Origin of the sequence: Bacillus sanguinis (assembly GCF_018332475.1) — a bacterium.
GTDB classification, from domain to species: Bacteria; Bacillota; Bacilli; order Bacillales; family Bacillaceae_G; genus Bacillus_A; species Bacillus_A sanguinis.
In genome coordinates, this window is sequence record NZ_BOQB01000570.1 from 1 (window position 1) to 263 (window position 263).

The 263-nt window shown below is 34.6% G+C and carries 1 protein-coding gene; it reads left to right on the plus strand.

All coding sequences use genetic code 11. From position 1 onward, the window contains the following. The coding region (locus tag KI369_RS28630; protein ID WP_212959016.1) for an alanine:cation symporter family protein at positions 1 to 263 on the plus strand (263 nt) is incomplete at both ends.

Here is a 263-nt window from a genome sequence, read left to right on the forward strand (position 1 = left end):
TAATATTTTATGGTCATATATTCTTATTGCAATGCTAATCGGCTTCGGTCTTTATTTCTCTTTTAAATTAAAATTCGTCCAAATTACTCATTTAGGTGAAATGGTCGGTTTAATTAGTAAAGGATTTAATCGAAAAGAAAAAAAGAAAGATAGCATCTCTCCATTCCAAGCATTTTGCTTAAGTGCAGCAGCACGTATCGGTATCGGAAATTTAGCTGGTGTAGCATTAGCGATTTCAATGGGTGGACCTGGCGCAGTATTTT